The sequence below is a fragment of the Priestia sp. FSL H7-0729 genome, from assembly GCF_038005685.1.
Lineage (GTDB): Bacteria > Bacillota > Bacilli > Paenibacillales > Paenibacillaceae > Paenibacillus.
The window spans coordinates 299,229-324,191 of sequence record NZ_JBBOTQ010000002.1; the positions used below are offsets into that span (position 1 = coordinate 299,229).

Sequence of the window (24,963 nt, forward strand, 5' to 3'; positions counted from 1 at the left end):
TGCCAAGATCATAACAGCGGAACATTTTCCACAGGTCAAGTGCACGTTAACTTGGCGATATTCCCTGTAAATTTGATAACAGGTTGCAAGAACCATTTTCTAAGCATTCAACTTGTATAGCGTATTCTGCTATGATGTAATAACGTGTCGGCGTATATAGACAGAGAGATACAGGAGGCAGAGAAAGATGAACAAGTTACAAGAAGAACTGCAGGAGTTGTTACCCCTCGATCAGCTTGATGAGATGTCAGGTGAAGAGGTGGTAGGGAGTATAGCCATGGACCTTTATCGGGCTGAATTTGCAACAATTCGAGAGAGTGGGCCGGAACTTCCGCATGTGCTGCGAGATATCATTCTGATCATCGATCTGGATACCGAGCTGTCCATGAACGGCATGACCGGTTTCCTTGAGAATGCCAGCGGGCAGTATCTGGTTGAGACAATAGCAGCGATGGAGCGGATCGGCAATGATGCAGATGCTGTGATCCTCAAGAAGATTGAGCAGAAGTTGTCCGAAAGCGGCATAACGCACGGGCAATTACGAGATAATGTGAATGGCCTGTCCGAAGACGATATCACGACAAGCCTGCAAACACACGGGGAACAGATTCATGAGATATTGCAGGAGATTGAATTGGAAGCTGCGAATTTAAGCATGCAAGCGGATAACGAGGAAAGCTTCGACTTGCTGTATGAGTATGTGGATGCCAACAAAGATCTTTTGAAAAAGGAGATGCAGCACTTCTTGTCTAATTGAATGGGAAGAGGAGGCGAAATGACACACATGAACAAAAGATTAGCAACGGAATCCGTTCTGGTTACTTTGTTATTCATCATCGGTTTTGTAGCATGGAATGTTCTTCAAGGTATGATTACGACCAAGAATTATGTACCAGATCTAATGAACACTGCTTCATCCGGTACGCCATTGCAATCCAAGGTTGCTTTTGGAACCATTGTTCGATGGGATACAACAACCATGATCATGGCTTTTGCCGGGTTCATTTTGCTCGCCGCTGCATATTACGGTCTTCGATTAGGAATGCAGCGCTGGACACAGCGTTCCTGAAGGTTTGTCTACATGAGCTCCATGACTGTCCCAAGTACTTAAGCTGTCTTTGTATGGGGAGAACTTCGAAGCCTTATTACTCCGAAAATCAAAAACCGTCCTTCATCAGAACTGTCTGATAGAGGACGGTTTTATTTTTTTCACAGACTAAATATGTTTGGAAATGACTTCTTCCAGTCCTTGAGCGACAGAATGCGCACCTCGCGCCAGATGTCTTTCATACAGGTGTAGGCGGACAAAACTTTCATCCGTACCCATGGCTTCGGAGAATATTCCACTGAGCCCACGAGCGCGGCGGTCGATCTGCAACAGTAGTTCGAGCGAATCGCCCATCGGATAGAACAGTACTTCCAACTCATCCAGATGACCACGGAACTTGTTTGTTGGAACGAATTCGAATTCCTGCACAAATGGCAGATTTCCGCCCAGCTTCGGTGCATAGTCGTTGGTTACTTCACGCAGCTTGAAGCCAAGAATATCGATCGCATCGAGCACAGTTTTCATGTCTTTGCTAGGAACAACATGCAGTCTGTCCCGGTCTGAGGGATCTACGGCGCTTGAGATATCCAGGCCCGTCTCTACCCAGACCTCTGCACGATGCAGTGTAATTGGCAGGTTTTCAGGCAGGTCAAATGAGAAGTCTTTCTCCAATTTGGATCCAGGCTGTAATGTGAAACCTTCAGTGAGCAAATATTTGGCTATAACGGCTGTTTCTTTTACTTTGCGATCATCGTGCTCCCGTATGTAATGGGTTTTAATTGAAAGATAGATTCGATCTACGTTCTGCTCCACATCTCCACCTTCAATGTACACAACCCCCGAGATGATCCCTCCAGGCGTGACCTCTGGTGTATGCAATTCCGTATTTACTTTGGCTGCTCCAACACCCACACTGGCTAACATTTTCTTGAAAAATGACATGTGCTCAACCTCCAGATCAGATGGTTTACTATTTGGGGATAAATACGACTTCGACCTTAATACGGAAATTGGAAGAGAAGCGTTTCAAATTTTACTAAAAGATATATCGTGAAAATAACAGGAGAATCGAGTTGTCTATGTCGAATGTTTGTGTGAAGGGATTTTTTGTCAGGTGAATCTCTAGACGCAAGTACGTTTGGCAGATTGTAAGGAGTTGAAGCGAATTGGATATAGAATTTCCAGAACGAAAATATGGTGAGACTGGCGTTAAAACTAGCTTCGAGCAAATGGCGAACGGAGAACAGAAATATAAAATGATAGCAGAAGACGGAAGCTATTATTGTAGAACAGTTGCTTCTTCCCATGGAGCGTGGCAGAACAGTCATTTTCATACTAATCTAACGGAGTTTTATGTAGTGCAATCCGGATGGATTGCTTATGCAAATTTTACGGATGATCAGAATCTTGAAATAAGGGTTATGGGTGAGGGGGACCACATGATTGTAGAGCCGGGAGTACACCATAATATATACATGTCAGCCCATAGCGTCATTCATACGATTAAATATGGGTTGAATACACATCGTGATTGGTCTGCTTCTCCGGAATTAGACAGCATTACACAGACACTAATGGAGAGTGAATTGCTCCAGACTTACGGTTAATCTTGGGGGTAAATACATGCGTAGAATTACGACATTTTGGCTAACAGGCATTACGGTTGTTACTATAGCAGTTCTCATTATATATAATAATCTGAATCCAAGCGTTACAGCGCAGGATGTTAGCTTAAAGGGCACGATTCGGCAGACAGCTGCGGAGGAATACGAGGTACAATTAAACATAATACGAAGAAAAGAAGATAAGGGACAGCATACGGTATATCCCGTTGTGCCTGGCTGGGGTTCAATAACTTTTAGTGATAAAAAGGACAACCGATTTATTCAACCCACTTCGGTTGGCAGCACGGGTGCAACGGAAGAGGTTCTTCGTCAAGCGTTAGAGAGGCAGTCATCCACGGCAATGACCGAATTTTCAGGATTCTCCATACCTGATGCAGCAGGCACGTACAAGATGCGTTTTACCATTCATCCTTTGGGTGGGAAAGCAGAACCAATTAAGCAACCTATGATCTATTATGTTCATGAGGAAAGTGTGTTGGGCAAGGACCTGAGTTGGGTCTCGGGAAATCCTCTTGAAATCATTAAGGAGTATGCAGAGTGATGATAATCTATGAATGGAATGAGATTACGGTACGTTTATTAGATGAAAAAGATGAACACCATCTGGTGGAGTGGCTGACTGATCCGGAAGTTCTTCAATACTATGAAGGCCGTGATCGGCCGCATGATCTTCATCTGGTTAGAGAGCATTTTTACAATCAGGATGATGATGCTACCCGTTGTATCGTAGAGTATGGGGGGAATCCGATTGGATACATTCAGTTCTATAAGCTTGAGGAAGAAGAACGAACGGAGTATGGTTATGGAGACACGGATGAGATCATCTATGGAACGGATCAGTTTATTGGTGAGGTAGGCTACTGGAATAAAGGTATTGGGACATTGCTGGTGCAATCCATGCTGTCTTATCTGATTGATGAACAACAAGCCTGTAAAGTGGTCATGGACCCTCAAGCCTGGAACTTGCGAGCGATATCTTGTTATGAGAAGTGTGGTTTCCACAGGATTAAGCTGTTGGAGAAACATGAGCAGCACGAAGGACAGATGAGAGACTGCTGGCTCATGGAATATGCTCCTTAGATAAGGTTAAGCGATATTTTGAATCATATACACAAGGAGGAATAATGGATGGATGAAAGATTTCCGATAGGACCATTTGTACACACGGGTGAAGTTACTTTGGCACAGCGGGAGAAGTGGATTCAGGACATTGCTGAGCTACCTGAACGCGCGCGAGAAGCAGTAAAGGGACTGAGTGAAGAGCAATTAAGTCTGCCGTATCGAGAAGGTGGCTGGATGCTCAAACAGGTCATTCATCACATGGCAGACAGCCATATGAACAGTATGATTCGTTTCAAGCTGGCACTGACAGAGGATACACCAACGATTCGACCTTATTATGAAGAGCGTTGGGCCGAACTGAGTGATTCAAGAGACCTCGATGTTGAATTTTCGCTTCAGATTCTCGATGCGCTCCATCGTCGTTGGGTGTTTCTGTTAAACGCGTTGACAGATGCAGATTATGCCAAACAATTCTATCATCCCTCATCGGAAGAAACGACAAGGTTGGATTATAATCTGGGCATGTATGCTTGGCATGGCAAACACCATGTTGCTCATATCACATCGCTTCGGGATCGATTGGGAATATAGTTAGGAGAAAAACCTTTTCAAGGAGGATTCATCAGTGAGTGTACATATCAGACTATTAAATGAGAGCGATCCTGTCATCATATCCAAGGCGTTCCAGGAGCAGGGTTGGGGGAGGTTCGAAGAGCAGTATCTCCATTACTTAGTTGAACAGCAGAATGGCGAACGTGTGACCTTGGTAGCCGAGTTGAATGGAGAGTTTGCTGGTTACGTCAATGTTCTATGGACATCATATTACCCGTCTTTCAGGGAACAAGGCATTCCCGAAATTAATGATTTCAATGTGCTGATGAAGTTCCAGCGCCAAGGTATTGGTTCGCAATTGATGGACAGGGCAGAGGAAGTTATTTTGAAACGAACGGATGTAGCAGGTATTGGTGTAGGCGTGTTTTCCGATTATGGCAAAGCGCAGATTCTGTATGCCCATCGCGGATACATACCGGACGGTCACGGTGTACACAAACATGATCATTACATTCAGCCGGGTGAAGAAACGATTATGGACGACGATGTTGTACTTTATCTGACGAAGAAGTTAAAAGGCACGCAATAAGTGTAAGTCATGTGTTACTAGTTGTTAAATATCTGTTGTGTGTGACTGGCGTAAACGTGGAGTGAACCACGAGGAAGCACATATATTAAATGCCGTACGCCTGGGCAAAGTGTTTGATCTTTTGATCAAACACTTTATTTTTATTGAGGCAACGAAAGGACTGGTGGCGGCAATGAAATATGATGAAGCTGGTAACTTAAAAGATGTTAACAAGCACACGAAGGGGAGGTGATAAAAAGATGACTATTCGGTTTTTTCAAGATATTGATCAACCAGTAGTGCTGAAGATGATGACAGATCATCATTTTCAATTCCCTTCTTTTATACGCAATCAGTACCCTGCGCGCTGGGATTCATTTTTAAAAATGACGGATGAACGTATCCATGCTTATTATGTCATGGTCGACGAAGCAGATGTTGTCATAGGTCATGCTGGTTATATCTTTCAGCCTACCGTTAACCGGTATGAGATCGTTGGCGTTGTTACATGTAAATCACATCTTCGGCAGGGAGTAGCACGTTCACTAATTACAAAAATATGTATAAAAATAGCTGAATTCGGTTGTAGTGATGTCATGCTGTACACGCTTGATCATGAAGAAAATGAAGCAGCGCTCGTATTTTATGAACGAATGAATTTTCAAAAAGAAGGTGTTGATATGAATTATTATACCTCGGGGTTTCATAGACTTTCCCTTGTTAAAACCTTATAAGGGAACTTCAAGAAACTCATCTGATGACTTATCATTGATGCTCATAGTGATATCCACTTCACTCTAAAGAAATATGATAAAAATCCGTCTTGCATGTTATACTCTATTGGAATTTGAGGAATGATAAGCAGGACGTTGAGAGATTAGATGATCAGAGGAGTGATTGATCCATGTTTAGCAAAGTTGGCCAGATTATGTTGTATGTCAATAATCAAGATGAATCCCTGGCTTTTTGGACCGAAGTTGCAGGATTCCACATTGTGGATGAAGTAAACCTTGATGAGGGCATGAGATGGATTGAGATTGCGCCTACCCCAGATTCGCAAACGAGTATTATTCTTCATGACAAAGAGTTCGTCGAACGGATGTCGGCGGGTGTAAATCTCGGCACACCTTCGTTAATGTTCTTCACTGAAAATCTGGATCAGTTATATGCCGACTTGTCTGGCAAACATGTAACGGTTGGAGAGATTGTCGAGATGCCAACGGGGCGTGTCTTCAACTTTGCTGATAACGAAGGAAATTACTTTGCAGTCTTGGAACGGGCGAAGTAAATTACAACTCAAAACCGCTATGATTGCAAACGATCGACATCCTTGTCGGTCGTTTTTTTGTTGGGAAAAAGCTTATATTTTGTAGTGAAAAAACGCAAGAAAAATAGAGAATTAATGGGTAAAAATGTTATAATAGAGTGTGCGAATTTAATAGAAATTACGAGAAATGAACAGTTGGATAAGAAGGTTTGAATGGATAATTTGAGGAGGAATGTGGTAGTGGAAAAGACGATTAAAAGTGTACAGGATCTGTATGATATGCTCGATGCGGACTTCAGATCTGCCAAGCAATTCTGGGAGCCATTCTATGAGGATCGGAACAGACCCATCCCCTTTTTTCCAAACAAACCTGATGAGAATCTGGTAGCGCATGTGAACGCAGGTATGCTGACAGGTGGTAAAGCACTGGAATTGGGTTGTGGTCCGGGCAGAAATTCGTTGTATTTAGCGCGCGAAGGATATCAGGTGGATGCTTATGATCTTTCCGAGACAGCGATTGCCTGGGCTAAGGAGAGGGCAGCAGAAGAGCAGCTGGATGTGAACTTTGAATGTCGCTCCGTGTTTGAACTTGCTCCAGAGCAAGAATATGAACTTGTTTACGACTCGGGTTGTCTGCACCATCTGTTACCTCATCAGCGCATTCCCTACATAGAAATGATCCACAATGCGCTCCGACCTGGAGGATATTTTGGAATGACTTGTTTTGCTCCCGGTTTTGGCGATATTGGTGGGCCGGAGATCGTTATGAATGATTGGCAAGTGTATCAAGAGAAGTCGATGCGCGGTGGTCTAGCATTCACGGAGGAGAAACTTCGCTACATGATGGAAGATGGCTTCGCGTGTGCCCAGTTCCGTGCGATGAAGGCGATGGAACAGCATGAACCGTATTTTGGTGTACCTTTTCTCTGGGCCACGTTGTGGAGAAAGAAAAACTCATAAGAGTAGGGGAATAATATGCATTGAAAATAGAGGAGCCGTGGTATCGGAATGGAAACAAGAACAGGAAGACACTTTATCATTACAGGTACATCCAAGGGGATCGGTTTACAACTTGCGGAGTTATTATTGGCTAAGGGGGATTACGTTTACGGTATTTCACGCGGGTGTTCGGATCTGTTGGAATCAGGCGAGGAATGGAGTGGGCGTTACCATCATGTTCAGTACGATCTAGCCGATCTGACCGGGATTGATGATCTGGTTAAACGTGTATTAGACCAAATCCCATGTCAGGAAGCTCGTTTTATTGGGCTCATTAATAATGCAGCGATGCTGGAGCCACTAAGACCTATCGATCAATGCAGTGCGGAAGAGATAAGTCAGAGTCTCAACATTAGTCTCTCAGCGCCAATGATAGTGAGTTCCTCTTTTATTCAACAAACGAATCACCTGTCCGCCAGACGTAAGATTATTAATCTCTCATCGGGTTCGGCAACTTATCCCGCGCCATCAATGGCAGTGTATTGTACATCCAAGGCAGGCTTGAACATGTTCACCCAATGTGTATCTTTGGAGCAAATGGGCCAACAGAACCCTGTTGAGATTATGGCTTTTGATCCGGGAATGGTCGATACAGAGTTACAGGCTGCTGCGCGCGGAAAAAGCACAGAGGAATTTGCGCTATCCGGACTGTTCAATCAAGTATACGAGGCTGGCCAATTAAGATCGCCACGAGATGTGGCACAGCAGTTGATCAAGCGGTTGGATGAAAACAGTGATGCAAGCCATGTTATACACACTATTGAGAGTTGATATGATATCCATATTTCGGCTCGTGTTCGATACGAAGTATGGATACCTTTTGATATAAGCCCAACTTCCCTGTACACTGGAGTCAGCGATCAGAAGAACGACTCTTAAGGGTAACGGTGACGACCTGGTAGTAACGGAGTCTAATGACCCTTACCTTAGTCGACCGTAGAAGATCAGAAACGTGGTGAAGTCTCTTGTTTAAAATTATGCTCATTGAAGACGATGAATCGTTATTCAGTGAAATCAAGGAACGCTTGTCCCAATGGTCGTATGACGTGTATGGTGTGCAGGACTTTGGCAAGGTATTGCAGGAGTACAGCGTAATTCAGCCGCAATTGGTCATTATTGATATTCAGTTACCCCAATATGACGGGTTTCATTGGTGCCGGATCATTCGTTCGCACTCCAATGTGCCGATTATCTTTTTGTCCTCACGGGATCATCCTGCGGATATGGTCATGTCCATGCATTTGGGTGCAGACGATTTTATCCAGAAGCCTTTTCACTTCGATGTGTTGATTGCCAAAATTCAGGCGACTCTGCGGAGGGTGTACAACTATAATACAGAGCATATTGAACTTCGGACTTGGCGCGGTGCTGCTATTGAATATGTGAAAAATACGTTGACCTGCGGAGATAAATCTATCCTGTTAACCAAAAATGAGATGTTCATTCTTAAAGTGCTGATTGAGCACAAAAATCAGATTGTTACCCGCGAGGATCTCATCCGGAGCTTGTGGGATCATGAGCATTTCGTAAGTGACAATACGCTGACGGTTAACGTTAATCGGTTACGGAAGAAGCTTGAACCCATGGGTTTGGAGCAGTACATTGAAACCAAAGTAGGTCAGGGGTACATGGCGACGGAAGAGGCGGAAGCATGATTGGAAAGTACATACGAGAAAGGGCTAGTTGGTTATGGTTACTGGTAAGCATACAGCTTATTATTTTATTGGTGGCCTACATGGACTCGTCCATTCCATTCCAGTCTGTGGTGTATATCGTAGTCCTGAATGTAGTGGTCTGTCTTGTTTTTATCTGGGCGAGATACCTGAAAGAGACTCGTTTCTACACAAAGTTGAGCACTTGGGATCAAACTTATAATCTGGGAGAACTCGATATCGCCGATAGTCCGTATGAGCACATCGTACATGAGGCCCTCAGTTCCCAGACACAGCGGTATCGTAAGGAGTCGTCACAACATTTTATCGCCCTGGAACAGGAGAAGGACGAGATGTTGTCCTGGATTCATGAGGTGAAGACCCCACTGACTGCGTTGCAACTGATGATTGAGCGTTTGCCAGATGACAAGTTGCAGAGCCAAATGACATATGAATGGTTACGAATCCATCAGTTGCTGGATCAGCAGCTTCACCAAAAGCGGATTCCGTTCATGCATAATGATCTGTTCATCGAAGAGACGGAATTTGAACCGGTCTTGAATAGCGAGATCCGAGCGCTGAGATCATGGTGCATATCCAAAGGCATTGGCTTTGATGTGTCTTTAATGGTATCGCGCGTGCTCACAGACAGCAAATGGTTAGGTTTCATCCTCCGGCAGTTGTTAAGTAATGCGGTAAAATATAGTGATTCATCGGACATCCTCATTGAAAGTCGGGAACAGGATGGACACATCATACTCCGGATTCAGGATCATGGGCGAGGAATTGAGGCTCAGGATCTGCCGCGTATATTTGATAAAGGATTTACGTCCACCCGAGGCAGAATGGACGGAGCGGCTACTGGTATGGGGCTGTATCTGGTTCGTCAGGTGGTCCAAACCCTTCATATGCGCATTCATGTAGAGTCTTCGTTTGGTGAGGGCACGACCGTCACACTTACTTTTCCGCGAAAAAACGACATGGTGCATCTTGTAGGCGTGTGACAACAATGTCACATGCTTTTTGGTTTTGTTCGTTGAATCGCACGATAACATTTCACATCCCGCCTATGATATAGACATGAGCATTATACAGAAGATCAAAGAGGAGTGAGTGGGATAAGTGGATACTGGAAGCCAAAAAAATTCATAAAGTCTATGGTAATAAATTAAATAAACAGGAAGTGCTGAAAGGGATTGATCTCGGGGTAAGCAAGGGAGAGTTTGTGGGCATAATGGGGCCTTCGGGTTCAGGTAAAACGACGCTGCTTAACGTGCTCTCCTCCATCGATCGGGTGAGCCAGGGCACGATTGATATTGAGGGCAAAGAATTCACGGGAATGAAGGAGAAACAGCTGGCTGAGTTCCGCAAACATCATCTGGGCTTTATTTTCCAGGAATATAATCTGCTGGATACCCTTACGGTGAAGGAAAATGTATTATTGCCGCTCTCGATCACGGGCATTCCGAAGCAGGAGGCACACCGGAAGTTTGAACAGATTGCCCGTGAACTGGGGATCTACGAGATGAAAGACAAGTATCCATCTGAGATCTCAGGGGGGCAGAAGCAACGAACTTCGGCAGCACGAGCCTTTGTCCACGAGCCGAGTATCATTTTTGCGGATGAACCGACAGGAGCGTTGGATTCCAAATCCGCTTCCGATCTGCTCGGCAAGTTAAGTGATATGAACAGCGCACGAAAGGCGACCATTATTATGGTTACCCATGATCCGGTTGCTGCAAGTTATTGCAGCAGAGTGATCTTCATTCGAGACGGTCAGATCTACACCCAACTGAATAAAGGAGATGAGTCGCGGCAATCGTTCTTCAACGACATTATCAAAACTCAGGGCGTGTTGGGTGGTGTACAGCAATGAGCTTGAATTATATCATCCTCCGCAATCTTAGGAAAAATCTGAAGAATTATTATCTCTATGTATTTGCACTTGTGTTTAGTGTAGCTTTGTATTTTTCCTTTGTGACGTTACAGTATGATCCTTCCATGGATGAGGTGGCTGCTTCAACGAAAGGTGCGGCGGCGATAGGCGCGTCTTCGGTATTATTAATCGGTATTGTCGGTATTTTTCTGTTATATGCCAATACCATTTTTATTAAGCGGCGCAGCAAAGAAATTGGATTATTTCAATTAATCGGACTGACGAAGGGCAGAATTTTTGGCATTTTGAGCGCGGAGAACAGTATCCTTTATTTTGGCTCCATGGCCATTGGGGTGTTGATCGGGTTTCTTGCATCCAAGCTGGTCTTGATGATATTGTTCAAAATTCTTGGTGTGGATGCGATTACGAAGCTGTACTTCTCTCCGATGGCACTGTTGCAAACGGGTATTGTCTTCACGATAATGTATCTGCTCATCATGCTGATGAATTATATCTTTATCAAGAGGCAGAGTATTCTCTCGCTCTTTCGGGTATCAGCCACCTCGGAGCAGCAGGTGCAGAAGATGTCGTTTGGACAGATGGTTGTTGGCATCTTGGGCATTGCCCTGATCGTGTTCGGTTACATACTGTCTGCAAGGTTGTTCAGCGTCGAGAAATTGGATATGCAGCAGTTGATGTACACGATGATCCTGATTCTGTTATCGGTCATACTGGGGACATATCTGTTCTATAAGGGGTCGGTCAGTTTTATCTTTAATCTGGTTCGCAAAAGCAAAAACGGCTACTTATCCATTCATGAGGTGTTATCGTTATCTTCAATCATGTTCCGCATGAAGTCTAATGCATTGCTGCTCACGATTATTACAACCGTGTCTGCACTTGCGATTGGCATGCTGTCACTTAGTTACATTTCGTATTATTCGGCAGAGGCACAGGCTAAGGAAAGCTTGCCAGAGGATTTTTCTTTTGCTCAAGCGAATGTGAAAAATCGTTTTGTAGCAGAGCTGGATAACAATCAAATTCCATATGAAGAGAAGCATAGAGAGCCTATTTATATTGAAATGGATGCACAAGAAGTGATGGATGCCCCGGAAATGGGTGAGCTGTTGTTCAGCAGTGTAGTAAGTGACAGCATGGTAGATAACATCGAACTCAGACCAGGCGAAGTCATTTTCATGGGATACGGCAATGTAGTTCAGCAATTCTTCTCCATTCGGGATGAGGGTCCCATTGTGCTGCACGGATTAAAGAAGACGATTGACCAGCAATTGATTGGCACCACCAAACAGGGCGTTCTTCCCTTATATTACACCAAAGGTACGCCTGTAGCAGTAGTAGATGAATCGGTTTATGCTGAGCTTGCCCAGGATCTGGATCCGAACATCCAGGTTAGGGAAGCGACGGATTATTACGGTGTACAAATTACAGATCCCGGTCAAAACGAGAATGCGTATGCGATTTTTGCGGATCTGCAATTGAAGGCTCCCAGCTTCTCACAGATCGAATTCAGAAATAACCAACGGTCCAATATGGGTCTGATTATGTTCATTGTTGGTTTTCTTGGTTTGACGTTCTTAATTACATCAGGATGTATCCTTTACTTTAAACAAATGAATGAGAGTGAAGAGGAGAAGGGCAACTATACCATTCTGCGAAAGCTCGGATTTACGCAAGGCAATCTGTTGCGTGGCATTCAGATCAAGCAATTGTTCAACTTCGGTATTCCGCTTGTGGTGGGACTGAGTCATAGTTACTTTGCCGTAAAATCAGGTTGGTTTTTCTTTGGTACGGAACTGGCGACACCTACGGTTATTGTCATGATTGTGTATACCTTGTTATATTCGATCTTTGGTCTATTGTCTGTGTGGTACTATAAACGGGTGATTAAGGAAGCTTTGTAGAATGAGGTCAGGAGTAAGTGACATAGCAGAATAGGTTAATTAATGGGCGGCTGTATGAATACAGGCTGCCATTTTTCTTTTCTACGTGCAAGGACACATGGAAAAAAAGGATGATCATGGAACTGGGTCGAAATGATGTATAGAGACAAGGAGGAGTCTGATTCAGTATCGAAGCGAAATGAACAGATGGGACTTAAGTTTCATATGTCTGCACCAGGATATACTTGGAATCAATGGTGCATGAGGAGTGGAGAAATCTAATGAATTTGGCAAATCAAATCACGTTGGCTAGAATCATGTTGATTCCATTGTTTATGATTTCTTTTCTGAATCAACAAAGTATGATAACTGCTCTATTTATATTTGCCATAGCGGCAGGCACGGATAAACTGGATGGATATGTGGCTAGAAAATATAATCAAATTACGAATCTGGGCAAGCTGCTTGATCCACTAGCGGACAAACTGTTGATTGCAGCGGCGCTGATCATGATGGTTCAGGAGGATATGATCAGTTCATGGATTGCTGTAATCATTATAGGCCGTGAAATTGTGATTACTGCTTTACGAATGGTAGCCACAGAGCAGGGCATTGCTCTTGCAGCCGATCAGTATGGGAAAATCAAAATGGTATTGCAGGTGGCTGCCATCATCGCTGTCTTATTAAATCATGTTCCATTCAGTTTGCTGTGGGATGTACGGGTTGATATGATTTTATTATGGCTAGCGGCAGGCGTTACCCTGTTATCAGGATTGAACTACATGATTCTAAATTATAAACTGCTGAGATAAAAGGAGTGAATAGGAGATGTTGAGAGGGAATATTAACCCAAGCACTTCAGAGGATTCAGAGTATGTTCGCGGGCAACTTATTGCATTTAATGCTGCACATGTGAGTGAGGAATTAAGGCATCGTTACGAAGAATTGAATTTCAATATCAGAAATGAGGATGGTGAGATTGTTGCAGGAGTGCTCAGTACACTTTGCTGGAATTGGGTAGAGCTTGATATCCTGTGGGTGGACTCCGATCAACGTCATCGGGGATACGGTTCACAGTTATTGCTTGAAATTGAGCGTATTGCGCGTGAGAAATCTTGTGATTTTGTCAAATTGAACACGTTCTCTTATCAAGCACCGGAATTTTATAAGAAGCATGGCTACCAATTGATCACAATAATCGAGAATGCACCGACTGGACACAGTCATTATTATTTTAAAAAGGACCTCGTTTAAGATAGAAGGTAGAATACCAAATTAGAAAGAACGTCAGGGGGATATTGTATGGTTACGATCAAAGCTATTGAACTACAGGATCTGTCGGCTTTAAGCAAACTGTATGATGAGCTGATGGGAATGCCTACCCTTGAGCAGCAGATGAAAAAGATGTTCCAATACATACAGCAGAACGGCCATTATCATGTGCTTGGGGCATTTTACAATGGCAAATTGGTTGGGTCCGTTATGGGGATTGAGTGCATGGATCTGGTGGGTCCATGTAAACCGTTCATGGTTGTGGAGAATGTGATTGTATCGGACCAGGTACGCAGGCAGGGCATTGGGCAGAGATTAATGCTCCAGATTGAGCGGATTGCGAAAGATCTGGGTTGTGGTTACATGATTCTGGTGTCTGGCGATCAGCGCAAGGAAGCGCATATATTTTATGAGAAACTGGGTTTCAGGGATGAGAAGGTGCAGGGTTACCGGAAGCATCTTTAATTGGCCACGTTGATCTCTGTTAAACTAATCAAATAATACATAGGAGGTTAACACAATCATGCGTATCGTAGATAACATTAAAGTTTGGGGGGAGCCGCTGGAGAACGCCGTAAGTCAGGCGGTGACTTGCTCGCAATATGGAGATGTATTGGGTGTGGCTCTGATGGCTGACCATCACAAAGGTTACTCGCAACCCATTGGTGGTGTTGTCGCTTACCGGAATATGATCAGTCCGTCAGGTGTCGGATATGACATTGCTTGTGGCAACAAGGCTGTGCGTACCAATCTGATGTGGGATGATATTCGGGACCAGATTGGTACGATTATGGATGACATCAATTCGACCATCTCTTTCGGCGTGGGCCGTAACAATCCAACACCCGTGGATCATGAACTGTTCGACGACGCGAGCTGGAAGCTGTTCGATACCATTGAACCGGGATTACAACATAAGCTGAAGACACTCGCACGCAACCAACTCGGAACCGTAGGCAGTGGCAATCATTTCGTGGATATTTTTGTAGAAGAGGCCACGGGGAAGGTGTGGATCGCGAATCATTTTGGCAGCCGCGGGTTCGGTCACAAAGTGGCGAGTGGGTTCCTTAACCTGGCCGCAGGGCGTCAGTTCAGTGGCAAAGCACCTGGCGAATCCATGGATCAACCGCCTACCTTGTTTGACTTGAACAGCGAAATGGGTGATATGTATTGGGATGCAATGACTTTGGCGGGCAGATACGCCTATGCAGGACGTGATTATGTTATTGAACAGGTACTGGGAATTCTCGGCGCAAGTGCTGAATACGCCGTTCATAATCATCACAACTTTGCCTGGAAGGAACAGCACATGGGTGAAGAGGTAGTCGTGGTCCGCAAAGGTGCAACGCCACTGGCACCCGGGCAACTCGGTTTTGTTGGAGGCAGTATGGGTGATATCTCGGTAATTGTGGAGGGCATCCACAGCGAAGAAAATACCGAGTCATTCCGCAGCACCGTACATGGGGCAGGGCGCACGATGAGCCGAACCCAGGCGGCTGGCAAAATGAATTACAAGCTGCGCACACGCATGGGCGGTGAGATTAGCGAAGCACAGATGCATGAGGCGATTCGTGCCTATGGCGTGGAACTACGGGGAGCGGGCACAGACGAAAGTCCGTTTGTGTATAAGAAACTGCAAGACGTACTGAACGCACATGCGAATACGCTGAAAATCAACCATGTGCTGCGTCCCGTTGGTGTCGCCATGGCCGGAGGTAATGAATTCGATCCGTATAAGGATTAGTCATATATGTTCAACTGAACATTTACACGATAACGGAGAGGGCAGAAATAACTTGAAGAAGCGGAGCGTTCGCCTTTATCACCGGATTTCCCCTTTCAAAAAAAGGAATAAAAAAATCTGGGGATAACAGCGATCGGAAAGTTATTCTGCCATCGGAGTGCCAGTGTAAATATTCATTAGTTGAACTATATATAGAGAGGGTGGACTTCATGAGAAATTGTGCGATATATAGCTCTCAGTTTGACCTGGATCAGCTGTTTGAAGTGATTCAATCCATTTATCCTGAGGGTACGATTAAATGCCGGGAAGACAAGACTCATATTCAAGTGACTCAGAAAAAATGGCTGAGTAAGAAAACCAAAGGCTTCAATATCATGACCAGCCAGACACATCCTGAGGAATTTACGACAATGATTCAGGGGATGCTTGGATTTTTGAGTCAGATTGAAGGGCGCAATGCTTCGCTCCAGGAAAAGGTATTGATCAAATGTTCCACACTGAACATGGTGGTTGGCATTGAGACAGAAGAGGATATCTCAGAAGAATTCTTCGGCGAGTTATTACAACTGGCTGATGCTCTGGATGCTGTGATCTTCTGGGGAGGTGGATCTCTGCTGAATGCACAAGGTCAGTTATTGCTGGATGTGAATGGAGAGTCAGAGGTAGAGGATTACACGGTGACAGCGCACACCAGTCTCCTGGACGATGCTAGAACCCAGACGGAGTCTGCAATACAACGTAAAGTGCGTTCAGAGCAACGGTTGACGGAACAAGGCATTCCTTATAATGCGAACTTGCCTGCAAGGGCCGGAGAAGAGCACACCACAATCCGGAGTAAAGAGGAAGTCGCTCGCCGTGCGGTGGCCTTGTGTCTTGCCGCGCTTAAGGGAGAGTGTCTGGGAGCAGGCGAAAGCGCGGACGATACCGCAGCTCTGGTTCAGGAAGTGATCGACAAGTATGAGGCTGATTCCTTTTTTTCACCCGTAGAGCAGAGGTTTATCGACCAACACGGAGCGGAGCAGCAGGAGATCATCGCCTTCTCTTGGGGCTATGAAGCGTACCACGTGATGTTGTGGGCGCTTGGTTATGTGGAGGATTTAGGTGCACCAACGGAGTTATGTAACGTAGGGAAGGATGTCGGTTATTTGCAACAGAAGGACAGCTTTGCCGACTTTCTCTCGGGTGCGTCTCTGCGTAACAAGAGCGAGATTCTGGATGAAGCAGATCTGATCTACCGTTATAATTGGGTGTGTGTGGATAGTCGTGTGAATGACAAAACACCTCCCGCCGGCTTGAATGGTGGAGTGGCTTATGAACGTCACCGTGCATTGAACTGGCTGATCTGTTATCTGGATCAGGAATGGGATGATGTGCGCACAGATACGTAGAACACAACATTCAATCATGCAAATACCCCCTATAGCCGCTCTAATACGGTTATAGGGGTATTTGGTGTGCTGTTATGTGAGGACATAAGCTTTACTCCATATATGCTTCGATATGTATATTCACACATACGAGCCATCATATATTCTGCTTTTATCCGCTATGCCTGCCGAACTGTTCACGAATGATGACGTCAGCAAGAATCAACTTTTTCTCGACGTTGCTTTCTGGATTCGCTATGCGCCATAACATCTGATCCACCGCACGCGCACCGAGCAATTCCTTGTTCACATTGACTGTAGCCAGTAATGGGATATGTTCGTATAGATTATCAAATCCCGTGACAACACACTGATCGGGTACACGGATCCCCATACTTTCAAGGGCTTCTATGGTATATAGCCCATAAAAATCATTCGCACATACAAACACTTCAGGCAGGTTATCCTCATGGATTACCGAAGTGAACGTCTGGCGGAACTCATCCAATGCCTGATTACTGAGTTCGGGAATCTGATCTATTTCCATCCCATGGCCCATAAGTACAGAAGTGTATGCAATCCAGCGTTCATAGAAACTATGAGCATCCCCGATATTGCCAACGAACTGGAATGTTTTGAAGCCTTTGCGGAGCAGATAGAGCATGATCTCTCTCATGGATGCAAAGTTATCCGTGAATATGCTATCACTGTGAAAAACAGGGTCCAGATGATCGACCATCACAACCGGAATACTGAGCCGCTTGATTTCAAGCAGAATCGGGGTCGAGATCGAACCAACGGTAATGATTCCACGAATGGCATCCGGATTGAGCAGGGTGAACAGCTGGTCTGCAGATGGTTCCGTCAAGGTCAGAATATTAATGCCTTTTTGGTTCAGCTTGGAAGAAATCCCGTTAAAGACGGGTCCCCAGTATACGGAGTCCTGATTTTGGTACCGAACATTGGGAAACAAAATTAAGATGGTACCACTTGAACGTGTGTTTTTCGAGTCATGTAATTCACTGTTGTGAGACAGTTCACCAGACAAGAGGCTGTTATCTTTGAAATACCCAAGTTTGCCAGCAGCCTTGAGAATAACATCCCTCGTCTGATCGCTAACTCCCGATTTTCCAGACAAAGCTCGTGACACCGCGAATTTCGACAAACCCGTAAAATGTGCAATCTCCTGAATTGTTACTTTCGTTTTCATCATACCATCCTTACACTCGTAATTCTGCCGTATTCCTTGTTTGGAGCGATATCCAACTGATCCTAGTATAGCATGATGTATTTCTCTTAATCTAATAACGGACAGAGAATTTAAAATGTTAGTGAAGCACAGTATTTCAGGATACACGATCAACATGACGGTAAGCACATTTTCAGATAGAATGACGAATTTTGTCTAATGAATTATTATTTTGTTATTATTTAAAAATAACAAAATAAATAAAAGTATAGATTCGGTTTTACTGAGGTGTACTTAGGAATGAGGGTGTTGAATAAGCTGAATCACAGAGATAAAACTGTTTTATCAGCATTTTATCAGAATAAATAGAAAATGTTAACAACAAAAATGTTGACGCTTACATTTTGCTGTGTTAAATTTTGTTTGTCAAAAACAAACCAATAAATAACAAATGGTGGTGGTTGTTTATTTTCGATTGGTTGATGAGTGGGGTTAACGGTGTAGAGTGAACCATGATTGGTATACACATTCGGGGAGGTTGTTAAAAACATGATTAGAAGATGGAATGTTCTACCTCTGATGTTATTGGCCGTGATGCTTTTTGTATCCGCTTGCAGTGGTGGGGGGACAGCGCAGACGGGAAGCGAAATAGAGGGGACAACGAACTCAGGTAACAGCACCGAAGTCGCTGAAACAGACAAAGAGGACGTAGTGGAAGAAGCTGTGGCGAATGTGCCTGATCTGGGTGGACGTGTCATCAAGGTTGCGGCCTGGTGGGATCTGAAACCGACGGGAGAGACGGCCTCCGATAAGGCCAGACTCGATAAAATTGCAGAGGTGGAGAAGAAATACAACGTAAAACTGGAGTTCGTCAATGTACCTTTCGAAGAATACATGAACAAATTCACCACGTCTGCGCTGGCCGGCGAACCATTCGCTGATATCGTTCAGATGGAATACAAATCCGCACTACCTGCCATCCTCAAAGGGCAATTGTTGCCCCTCTCCGAGTTCACTACACCTGAGAACAACATCAACCAAGAAGCAAATCTGATTACTAAATTCCCTGCCATTGCAGGCAATGAATACGCCTTCGAATCGCCAACCAGCATTGGTCTGGGACTTCACTATAACCGTGACTTGTTCAAAAAATTATCTTTGCCTGATCCGCAAGAATTGTATAACCAAGGCGAATGGGATTGGGACAAATTCATGGAACTCGCCAAACAGGCAACCAAAGATACGAATAATGACGGCAAAACAGATGTATACGGATTTTCTGGCTGGGCCCTTGATGTCGTTCGCCATTTTACCGCTGCCAATGGTGGCACGATCGTAGATGATGCGAATAGCAAGGAAGGATTATCTGATCCGAAAACGATTGAAGCAACCGAATTCGTTAAACGACTGTATAACGTGGAGAATGTCGTGAAGGTCAAAACCGGTGACAAAACCAACTGGGAGGAGAGCAACACGTTTAAGGATGGAGACGTAGCCCTGTTCACCGCAGCCGAATGGCAGTTGGGTGATCTCACCTTTGCTGTCGGCGTTGTACCCATTCCGAATGGACCACAGGGCAGCAAAGAGGTAACGTATGCAAACAACGCGGCATCGGCGAAATTCATTCCAAAAGGTGTGGAGGATCCAAAGATCGTCTACCAAATCTATGAAGAGACCTTCGACATCCCGCAGATTGAAGAATATCCAGGTCAGGATTATCTGGAGAGTCGTTATACCGACGAGAAGGATATTGCCATCATTCGCGAGCACATCGCTGGAACAGGCCGTATCTTGTTGGATGATGCCTACACGGGGTACCCTTTTGGGGATTTTGTGAACGATATCATCAAAGACAATGCTTCCGTCACAGCAACGGCTGAGAAATATAAAGCGCAGGCACAAGCTGCCATTGATAAACTCGGCAAACAATAAGAACTTATCACCAGCAAGCGATCCAGGCAGGGGCTCGTGTCGGCAACGTTGCACGGAGCCCCTTTTTACTGAACCACCCAATCGGCTTTGCTGGCATCAGCCTTGATGAGGAGGACTCGCAGGATGGCTGGAATTCTACAACGTAAGACATGGATATGGTCCACAGTGATCATCGTGGCGGCAGCTTGCATCATTCTGTATGTAACTTCCGGCGCTGATGGGAAGCGTGCGGACGTCCCACCTGGCAGTCTGCCTGCGATTGAAGTGGATGCGATCTTGCAGCAGACCCGGCAGAAGAAGGGATACGAACAGTATCGCTCTGGAACAGGCCAGGCTTCACAGCCAAGTGTGGACATCACCATTGAAGCGGGAGATTACATAAGAGCCGAAGGTGAAGGCGTCCGCAAACTTACTAATTATGAGGGAATGGATGGCGTTTCTCTCCATACCGGAGAGACCGGACAAGTCGATTGGACCATAAATGTGCCGGAGACCGGGCTGTATAACCTGTCCGCAATCTATTATCCCGTTGAAGGCAAGAGCTCGGCTATTGAACGTGCATTGTACATTGATGGTGAACTTCCTTTTGCGGAAGCCGCCTATTTGCAGTTTGACCGGGTATGGGCCAATGAGAAAGATGTCGTGGAGCAGGACAATCAAGGCAACGACCTTCGTCCTAGACAAGTCGAGCAACCACGCTGGATGGAAGAAACGTTTCAGGACTCCGACGGGTACGAGCAGGATCCATTCAAGTTTTATTTGGAAAAAGGGGAACACACCCTAGCGCTAAAATCATCGCGTGAACCCATGGTGATTCGGTCCATTCGCCTTTTCAATGAGAAGACAGCCGTTCCTTACGCAGAGACTGCGGGGGCACAACAGTCGGATTCCTCCGGGCAGCCGAAGGATGTTCTTATTCGCATTGAAGGAGAAGCTGCAATAGCCAAATCCTCACCTACGTTATACCCGACGAGCGAAAGGTCAAGTTCTGCGGTATCTCCTTACAGTGCTTCCCAGGTACGCATCAATACGATTGGCGGATTTAACTGGCGTCTGCCGGGACAATGGATTGAATGGGAAGTGGATGTTCCGGAGAGCGGACTGTATCATATCGGCTTTACCGCACAGCAGAATTTCGTTAAAGGCATCTATTCCACACGCAAGCTCACCATTGATGGTGAAGTTCCGTTTGCAGAGATGGCCCAAGCCCCTTTCCGTTATCAAAGTGATTATCGCATTGATGTTATGGGCGGCAAGGAAGCATACAGATTTCACTTGGAAAAAGGAAAACATGTGCTACGGCTGGAGAACAGCCTCGGTGACTTTGCACCGCTGATCCGCAATGTGGAGGACAGTCTGTACAACTTGAACTCCATGTACCGACGCATTCTGATGATCACAGGTACCAAACCTGATGAATTCCGGGATTATCGGGTGGAACAGCAGATCCCGAACCTGCTCGAAGTGTTCAGCGGAGAAAGTAAACGGCTTAAAGACGTGGCCGCACAGCTTCGTCTTCTATCAGGACAGTCCAGCGATCAGGAAGCACTGATCAAGACGATGGCGCAGCAACTGGACGAGATGATTGACAAGCCAAATACCATTCCAAGAAGGCTTGCAGCATACAAAACCAACACAGGTGGTCTCGGCACATGGGTGCAGCAGGCACGAGAGCAGCCCCTTGAGATCGACGCCCTGTACGTCACTTCCATTCACCGAGATATTCCCGGTTCAGGGATGGGCCCACTTGCCAAGCTCGGTCATGAAGCGAAGATATTCTATCATTCATTCTTCATTGATTATAACCAGATCGGCAATGTAGCTACATCGAAAGATCAGCGGACCGTAACCGTCTGGATTGGTAGCGGGCGTGACCAGGCGAATACGATGAAGGCGATGATTGATAAAACCTTCACACCAGACAGTGGCATTAATGTGAACCTGAAGCTGGTCAACATGGGGACCTTGCTGCCAGCGACCCTGTCGGGTGAAGGACCTGATATTGCCATGCAGATCGGTAATGATCTACCCGTGAATTTTGCCATGCGAAACTCGGCCGTAGATCTGACGCAATTCAGTGACTATCGCACCGTAGAAGAGGAGTTCAGGGAAAGTGCGATCATACCGTATGCCTATGATTCAGGCGTATATGCCCTACCGGAGACGCAGACCTTTAACATGCTGTTTTACCGTAAGGATGTGCTCGAAGAACTGGGGCTTGAAGTGCCACAGAATTGGGAGGATGTCGAGGCGCTACTCGCGATTTTGAGCAAAAACCATATGGAATTTGGCATGCCGGTTGTGACCCAGGCCAATATGCAGGGTGTCAATATTCCACCGAACTCGCAGTATGCCACGATGCTGCTTCAGAACGGTGGCGCCTTCTATCGGAATGATGACAAGGAGTCGGATCTGGATTCCCGGATCGGCATCGAGACGTTCAAGCGGTGGACAGAATTCTATACCGATTACAAGCTGGAGCGGGAATATGATTTTGCCAACCGTTTCCGGACAGGACAGATGCCTATTGGACTAACGGATTACACCATGTACAACCAGCTGTCGGTCTTTGCACCGGAGATTCGGGGATTATGGGGATTTGTTCCTGTACCGGGAACCGTTCAGGCGGATGGAACCTTGAATCGGGACGTACCGGGTGGAGGCAGTGCAGTCATGATGCTGGAGGGTGCCAAGGATAAGGATGCGGCGTGGGAGTTCATGAAATGGTGGACCAGTACACCGATTCAGGCTGAATTCGGACGGGAGATGGAAGGACTGATGGGTGCGGCTGCGCGTTATCCAACGGCCAACATCAAGGCACTGGATTCCCTGCCGTGGCCTGCGGAGGATTACGCCAATCTGAAGGCACAATTCGAAACCGTGAAGGGCATTCCCGAAGTACCTGGTGGTTATTTTACAGGCCGCCATCTGTTCAATGCATTTTACAAAACCGTTGTTGGCCAAGTGGAAGCCAGGGAATCCATCATGGATTATACCCAATATATTCAGGACGAAATTCGAGTCAAGCGTAATGAATTTGGTCTTCCGTAAGCAGAGGGAGGGTTAATCGTGCCACAAATATCACTCCGAGACGGACAAAACAGTCCTCCTGAGAAAGCGTCAAGGATGGGCATGAAATCGTGGTGGAGTTGGAAGCTCCAGGAAATGAAGGCCAGCAAACATTCCTATGTTCTGCTTGCACCGTATATGCTCCTGTTCATCATGTTTACCGTGATTCCGGTTGTCATATCGATCATACTCAGCTTCACCTACTTTAATATGTTGGAATTTCCACGTTTCATTGGCTGGCAGAACTATACCCGCCTGTTTCTGGAGGATGATGTATTCCTGATTGCGATCAAGAATACGTTGTTGTTCGCCATTATTACCGGACCGATCAGTTACATTGCCTGTTTCGTCTTCGCGTGGATCATTAATGAGTTAACACCGAAATGGAGAGCGTTCATGACATTGATCTTCTACGCGCCCTCCATCTCGGGCAATGTGTATTTTATCTGGCTGATGATCTTCTCGGGAGATCGTTATGGCATTGCGAATGGGCTGCTGATCAAATGGGGTTTTCTGCTGGAGCCGATCCAGTGGCTGAAGACGGAAGCTTACATTATGCCGATCCTCATTCTTGTGCAGTTGTGGTTGAGTCTCGGAACCGGGTTTCTGGCATTTATCGCCGGTTTGCAGACGGTGGACCGGACGTTGTACGAAGCAGGAGCGGTGGATGGCATCAAGAATCGCTGGCAGGAACTATGGTACATTACCTTGCCTTCGATGCGTCCGCAGCTCATGTTCGGCGCAGTCATTCAGCTCACAACCTCGTTTGCCGTGGCCGATGTGTCAATCGCACTGGCCGGGTTCCCGAGTGTGAACTATGCGGCAGAGACGGTAGTCACCCACTTGATCGACTTTGGTACAACACGGTTTGAGATGGGTTACGCATCGGCAATTGCCACCGTGCTGTTCATGATTATGGTGGGCACCAACTTGCTGGTACAGAAACTGCTTCGAAGGGTGGGAGAATAGCTATGGCTGCAATTGCGACAGGCAAAAAGCGGGTGAATCGCTCGCTATCGGGAAGCCTCTCCCTGTTTGCCCTTCTGCTCGTATTTGGTGCCTTCATGGTGCTGCCGCTGATCTATGCAATCAACAATGCATTCAAACCATTGGATGAGATTTTCACTTTTCCGCCAACGCTGTTTGTCAAAAATCCCACGTTCAGCAACTTTACAGATCTGCTGAATCTGCTGAGTGACTCGTGGGTGCCGTTTTCACGCTATATATTCAACACGGTATTCATTACAGGTATTGGAATCGTCGGTCATGTGCTTCTGGCTTCCGCAGCGGCCTACCCACTTGCCAAGCACAAGTTTCCAGGTAAAGTATTCATGTTCCAAGTGGTCGTACTATCACTGATGTTCACACCGGCAGTTACAGCAATTCCGAACTATATGATCATGTCATGGCTCGGATGGATTGATACGTACTGGGCTGTTATTATTCCGGCATTCGCCTATTCACTTGGGTTGTATCTGATGAAACAATTCATGGAGCAGATTCCGGATGCGCTGCTGGAAGCAGCCAAGATTGACGGTGCCAGCGAATACCGGATCTTCTGGTCCATTGTTATGCCCAATGTGAAGCCAGCCTGGCTTACGTTGATCATCCTGTTATTCCAGATGTTATGGGGCAGTGATGGCAATGGATACATCTACAGCGAGCAACTCAAGACCCTGCATTATGCAGCGGGCCAGATTATTCAGGGCGGAATATCCCGGGCAGGTGCGGGAGCAGCGGTAGCACTGATTTTGATGAGTGTGCCGATTACGTTATTTATTTTCTCACAGAGCCGAATCATTGAGACGATGGCGAGCTCGGGCATGAAGGATTAAGGGGG

At 45.8% G+C, this 24,963-nt stretch carries 26 protein-coding genes and 1 riboswitch; of the genes, 24 read left to right on the top strand and 2 right to left on the bottom strand.

Annotated features, from left to right (window positions below):
* Positions 1-187: 187 nt before the first annotated feature.
* Positions 188-757 carry a DMP19 family protein gene (locus tag MHH93_RS07820; RefSeq protein ID WP_500053575.1) on the top strand — a complete coding sequence of 190 codons (570 nt, stop codon included), beginning with the start codon at positions 188-190 and terminating at the stop codon, positions 755-757.
* Between the two features lie 27 nt (positions 758-784).
* On the top strand, positions 785-1,069 hold the full coding sequence (locus MHH93_RS07825; protein WP_500053576.1) for a hypothetical protein: 285 nt from the start codon (positions 785-787) through the stop codon (positions 1,067-1,069).
* Positions 1,070-1,216: 147 nt separating this feature from the next.
* On the opposite strand, the gene MHH93_RS07830 is transcribed toward MHH93_RS07825, so the two are convergent.
* A complete protein-coding gene (locus tag MHH93_RS07830) occupies positions 1,217-1,990 on the bottom strand; it encodes a sporulation protein (protein ID WP_500053577.1) in 774 nt (257 codons plus the stop codon).
* Positions 1,991-2,214: 224 nt separating this feature from the next.
* Between MHH93_RS07830 and MHH93_RS07835 the strand changes: the two genes are divergently transcribed.
* From MHH93_RS07835 to MHH93_RS07920, 18 genes are all read left to right on the top strand, one after another.
* Positions 2,215-2,655: a cupin domain-containing protein gene (locus MHH93_RS07835; protein ID WP_500053578.1), complete on the top strand. Its 441-nt coding sequence runs from the start codon at positions 2,215-2,217 to the stop codon at positions 2,653-2,655.
* A gap of 16 nt (positions 2,656-2,671) precedes the next feature.
* Positions 2,672-3,214: a hypothetical protein gene (locus tag MHH93_RS07840; RefSeq protein ID WP_500053579.1), complete on the top strand. Its 543-nt coding sequence runs from the start codon at positions 2,672-2,674 to the stop codon at positions 3,212-3,214.
* On the top strand, positions 3,214-3,753 hold the full coding sequence (locus MHH93_RS07845; protein ID WP_500053766.1) for a GNAT family N-acetyltransferase: 540 nt from the start codon (positions 3,214-3,216) through the stop codon (positions 3,751-3,753). Before MHH93_RS07840 ends, MHH93_RS07845 begins: the two co-directional genes overlap by 1 nt.
* 48 nt (positions 3,754-3,801) lie before the next feature.
* On the top strand, positions 3,802-4,326 hold the full coding sequence (locus MHH93_RS07850; protein ID WP_036610311.1) for a YfiT family bacillithiol transferase: 525 nt from the start codon (positions 3,802-3,804) through the stop codon (positions 4,324-4,326).
* Positions 4,327-4,360: 34 nt separating this feature from the next.
* The gene (locus tag MHH93_RS07855) at positions 4,361-4,876 is read left to right on the top strand and encodes a GNAT family N-acetyltransferase (RefSeq protein ID WP_500053580.1); all 516 of its coding nucleotides are present in this window, start codon (positions 4,361-4,363) and stop codon (positions 4,874-4,876) included.
* Positions 4,877-4,907: 31 nt separating this feature from the next.
* A riboswitch (ZMP/ZTP riboswitch) is annotated at positions 4,908-4,989 on the top strand.
* A 126-nt stretch (positions 4,990-5,115) separates the two neighbouring features.
* Positions 5,116-5,589, top strand: coding sequence for a GNAT family N-acetyltransferase (locus MHH93_RS07860; protein ID WP_500053581.1), 474 nt, complete (start codon positions 5,116-5,118; stop codon positions 5,587-5,589).
* A 170-nt stretch (positions 5,590-5,759) separates the two neighbouring features.
* A complete protein-coding gene (locus tag MHH93_RS07865) occupies positions 5,760-6,143 on the top strand; it encodes a VOC family protein (RefSeq protein ID WP_253432519.1) in 384 nt (127 codons plus the stop codon).
* 219 nt (positions 6,144-6,362) lie between these two features.
* On the top strand, positions 6,363-7,082 hold the full coding sequence (locus tag MHH93_RS07870; RefSeq protein ID WP_500053582.1) for a class I SAM-dependent methyltransferase: 720 nt from the start codon (positions 6,363-6,365) through the stop codon (positions 7,080-7,082).
* 48 nt (positions 7,083-7,130) lie between these two features.
* Entirely contained in the window at positions 7,131-7,892 is a 762-nt protein-coding gene (locus MHH93_RS07875) for an SDR family NAD(P)-dependent oxidoreductase (protein ID WP_500053583.1), read from the top strand.
* A gap of 194 nt (positions 7,893-8,086) precedes the next feature.
* A complete protein-coding gene (locus MHH93_RS07880) occupies positions 8,087-8,776 on the top strand; it encodes a response regulator transcription factor (RefSeq protein WP_500053584.1) in 690 nt (229 codons plus the stop codon).
* Complete coding sequence (locus MHH93_RS07885; RefSeq protein WP_500053585.1) at positions 8,773-9,777, top strand: sensor histidine kinase; 1,005 nt, start codon at positions 8,773-8,775, stop codon at positions 9,775-9,777. The genes MHH93_RS07880 and MHH93_RS07885 overlap by 4 nt, the downstream gene beginning before the upstream one ends.
* Positions 9,778-9,899: 122 nt before the next feature.
* The gene (locus MHH93_RS07890) at positions 9,900-10,649 is read left to right on the top strand and encodes an ABC transporter ATP-binding protein (protein WP_500053767.1); all 750 of its coding nucleotides are present in this window, start codon (positions 9,900-9,902) and stop codon (positions 10,647-10,649) included.
* The gene (locus MHH93_RS07895) at positions 10,646-12,571 is read left to right on the top strand and encodes an FtsX-like permease family protein (protein ID WP_500053586.1); all 1,926 of its coding nucleotides are present in this window, start codon (positions 10,646-10,648) and stop codon (positions 12,569-12,571) included. Before MHH93_RS07890 ends, MHH93_RS07895 begins: the two co-directional genes overlap by 4 nt.
* Positions 12,572-12,831: 260 nt before the next feature.
* The gene (pgsA, locus tag MHH93_RS07900; protein WP_500053587.1) at positions 12,832-13,362 is read left to right on the top strand and encodes a CDP-diacylglycerol--glycerol-3-phosphate 3-phosphatidyltransferase; all 531 of its coding nucleotides are present in this window, start codon (positions 12,832-12,834) and stop codon (positions 13,360-13,362) included.
* Positions 13,363-13,378: 16 nt separating this feature from the next.
* Complete coding sequence (locus MHH93_RS07905; RefSeq protein ID WP_500053588.1) at positions 13,379-13,804, top strand: GNAT family N-acetyltransferase; 426 nt, start codon at positions 13,379-13,381, stop codon at positions 13,802-13,804.
* A gap of 48 nt (positions 13,805-13,852) precedes the next feature.
* A complete protein-coding gene (locus MHH93_RS07910; RefSeq protein WP_500053589.1) occupies positions 13,853-14,287 on the top strand; it encodes a GNAT family N-acetyltransferase in 435 nt (144 codons plus the stop codon).
* A gap of 58 nt (positions 14,288-14,345) precedes the next feature.
* Positions 14,346-15,566, top strand: a complete 1,221-nt coding sequence (locus MHH93_RS07915) for an RtcB family protein (RefSeq protein WP_500053590.1) — start codon at positions 14,346-14,348, stop codon at positions 15,564-15,566.
* Positions 15,567-15,775: 209 nt separating this feature from the next.
* Positions 15,776-16,954: a DUF4272 domain-containing protein gene (locus MHH93_RS07920; protein WP_500053591.1), complete on the top strand. Its 1,179-nt coding sequence runs from the start codon at positions 15,776-15,778 to the stop codon at positions 16,952-16,954.
* A gap of 151 nt (positions 16,955-17,105) precedes the next feature.
* Here the strand turns inward: MHH93_RS07920 and MHH93_RS07925 are convergent, their stop codons facing one another.
* Positions 17,106-18,143, bottom strand: a complete 1,038-nt coding sequence (locus MHH93_RS07925; protein ID WP_500053768.1) for a LacI family DNA-binding transcriptional regulator — start codon at positions 18,141-18,143, stop codon at positions 17,106-17,108.
* A gap of 528 nt (positions 18,144-18,671) precedes the next feature.
* Here MHH93_RS07925 and MHH93_RS07930 point away from each other — a divergent pair.
* From MHH93_RS07930 to MHH93_RS07945, 4 genes are all read left to right on the top strand, one after another.
* Positions 18,672-20,054: an ABC transporter substrate-binding protein gene (locus tag MHH93_RS07930; RefSeq protein WP_500053592.1), complete on the top strand. Its 1,383-nt coding sequence runs from the start codon at positions 18,672-18,674 to the stop codon at positions 20,052-20,054.
* A gap of 123 nt (positions 20,055-20,177) precedes the next feature.
* On the top strand, positions 20,178-23,105 hold the full coding sequence (locus tag MHH93_RS07935; protein WP_500053593.1) for an extracellular solute-binding protein: 2,928 nt from the start codon (positions 20,178-20,180) through the stop codon (positions 23,103-23,105).
* A gap of 75 nt (positions 23,106-23,180) precedes the next feature.
* The gene (locus tag MHH93_RS07940; protein ID WP_062833376.1) at positions 23,181-24,092 is read left to right on the top strand and encodes a carbohydrate ABC transporter permease; all 912 of its coding nucleotides are present in this window, start codon (positions 23,181-23,183) and stop codon (positions 24,090-24,092) included.
* A gap of 2 nt (positions 24,093-24,094) precedes the next feature.
* The gene (locus MHH93_RS07945; protein WP_017689719.1) at positions 24,095-24,958 is read left to right on the top strand and encodes a carbohydrate ABC transporter permease; all 864 of its coding nucleotides are present in this window, start codon (positions 24,095-24,097) and stop codon (positions 24,956-24,958) included.
* Positions 24,959-24,963 lie beyond the last annotated feature (5 nt).

What these genes read in the sequence shown, in the direction of transcription:
- MHH93_RS07945 (WP_017689719.1), top strand. Translation starts at nt 24,095, where the DNA reads ATGGCTGCAATTGCGACAGGCAAAAAGCGGGTGAATCGCTCGCTATCG.
- MHH93_RS07940 (WP_062833376.1), top strand. Translation starts at nt 23,181, where the DNA reads ATGGGCATGAAATCGTGGTGGAGTTGGAAGCTCCAGGAAATGAAGGCC.
- MHH93_RS07885 (WP_500053585.1), top strand. Translation starts at nt 8,773, where the DNA reads ATGATTGGAAAGTACATACGAGAAAGGGCTAGTTGGTTATGGTTACTG.
- MHH93_RS07925 (WP_500053768.1), bottom strand. Translation starts at nt 18,143, where the DNA reads ATGAAAACGAAAGTAACAATTCAGGAGATTGCACATTTTACGGGTTTG.
- MHH93_RS07845 (WP_500053766.1), top strand. Translation starts at nt 3,214, where the DNA reads ATGATAATCTATGAATGGAATGAGATTACGGTACGTTTATTAGATGAA.
- MHH93_RS07840 (WP_500053579.1), top strand. Translation starts at nt 2,672, where the DNA reads ATGCGTAGAATTACGACATTTTGGCTAACAGGCATTACGGTTGTTACT.
- MHH93_RS07910 (WP_500053589.1), top strand. Translation starts at nt 13,853, where the DNA reads ATGGTTACGATCAAAGCTATTGAACTACAGGATCTGTCGGCTTTAAGC.
- MHH93_RS07865 (WP_253432519.1), top strand. Translation starts at nt 5,760, where the DNA reads ATGTTTAGCAAAGTTGGCCAGATTATGTTGTATGTCAATAATCAAGAT.
- pgsA (WP_500053587.1), top strand. Translation starts at nt 12,832, where the DNA reads ATGAATTTGGCAAATCAAATCACGTTGGCTAGAATCATGTTGATTCCA.
- MHH93_RS07905 (WP_500053588.1), top strand. Translation starts at nt 13,379, where the DNA reads ATGTTGAGAGGGAATATTAACCCAAGCACTTCAGAGGATTCAGAGTAT.
- MHH93_RS07825 (WP_500053576.1), top strand. Translation starts at nt 785, where the DNA reads ATGAACAAAAGATTAGCAACGGAATCCGTTCTGGTTACTTTGTTATTC.
- MHH93_RS07920 (WP_500053591.1), top strand. Translation starts at nt 15,776, where the DNA reads ATGAGAAATTGTGCGATATATAGCTCTCAGTTTGACCTGGATCAGCTG.
- MHH93_RS07875 (WP_500053583.1), top strand. Translation starts at nt 7,131, where the DNA reads ATGGAAACAAGAACAGGAAGACACTTTATCATTACAGGTACATCCAAG.
- MHH93_RS07935 (WP_500053593.1), top strand. Translation starts at nt 20,178, where the DNA reads ATGGCTGGAATTCTACAACGTAAGACATGGATATGGTCCACAGTGATC.
- MHH93_RS07895 (WP_500053586.1), top strand. Translation starts at nt 10,646, where the DNA reads ATGAGCTTGAATTATATCATCCTCCGCAATCTTAGGAAAAATCTGAAG.
- MHH93_RS07915 (WP_500053590.1), top strand. Translation starts at nt 14,346, where the DNA reads ATGCGTATCGTAGATAACATTAAAGTTTGGGGGGAGCCGCTGGAGAAC.
- MHH93_RS07830 (WP_500053577.1), bottom strand. Translation starts at nt 1,990, where the DNA reads ATGTCATTTTTCAAGAAAATGTTAGCCAGTGTGGGTGTTGGAGCAGCC.
- MHH93_RS07820 (WP_500053575.1), top strand. Translation starts at nt 188, where the DNA reads ATGAACAAGTTACAAGAAGAACTGCAGGAGTTGTTACCCCTCGATCAG.
- MHH93_RS07860 (WP_500053581.1), top strand. Translation starts at nt 5,116, where the DNA reads ATGACTATTCGGTTTTTTCAAGATATTGATCAACCAGTAGTGCTGAAG.
- MHH93_RS07930 (WP_500053592.1), top strand. Translation starts at nt 18,672, where the DNA reads ATGATTAGAAGATGGAATGTTCTACCTCTGATGTTATTGGCCGTGATG.
- MHH93_RS07850 (WP_036610311.1), top strand. Translation starts at nt 3,802, where the DNA reads ATGGATGAAAGATTTCCGATAGGACCATTTGTACACACGGGTGAAGTT.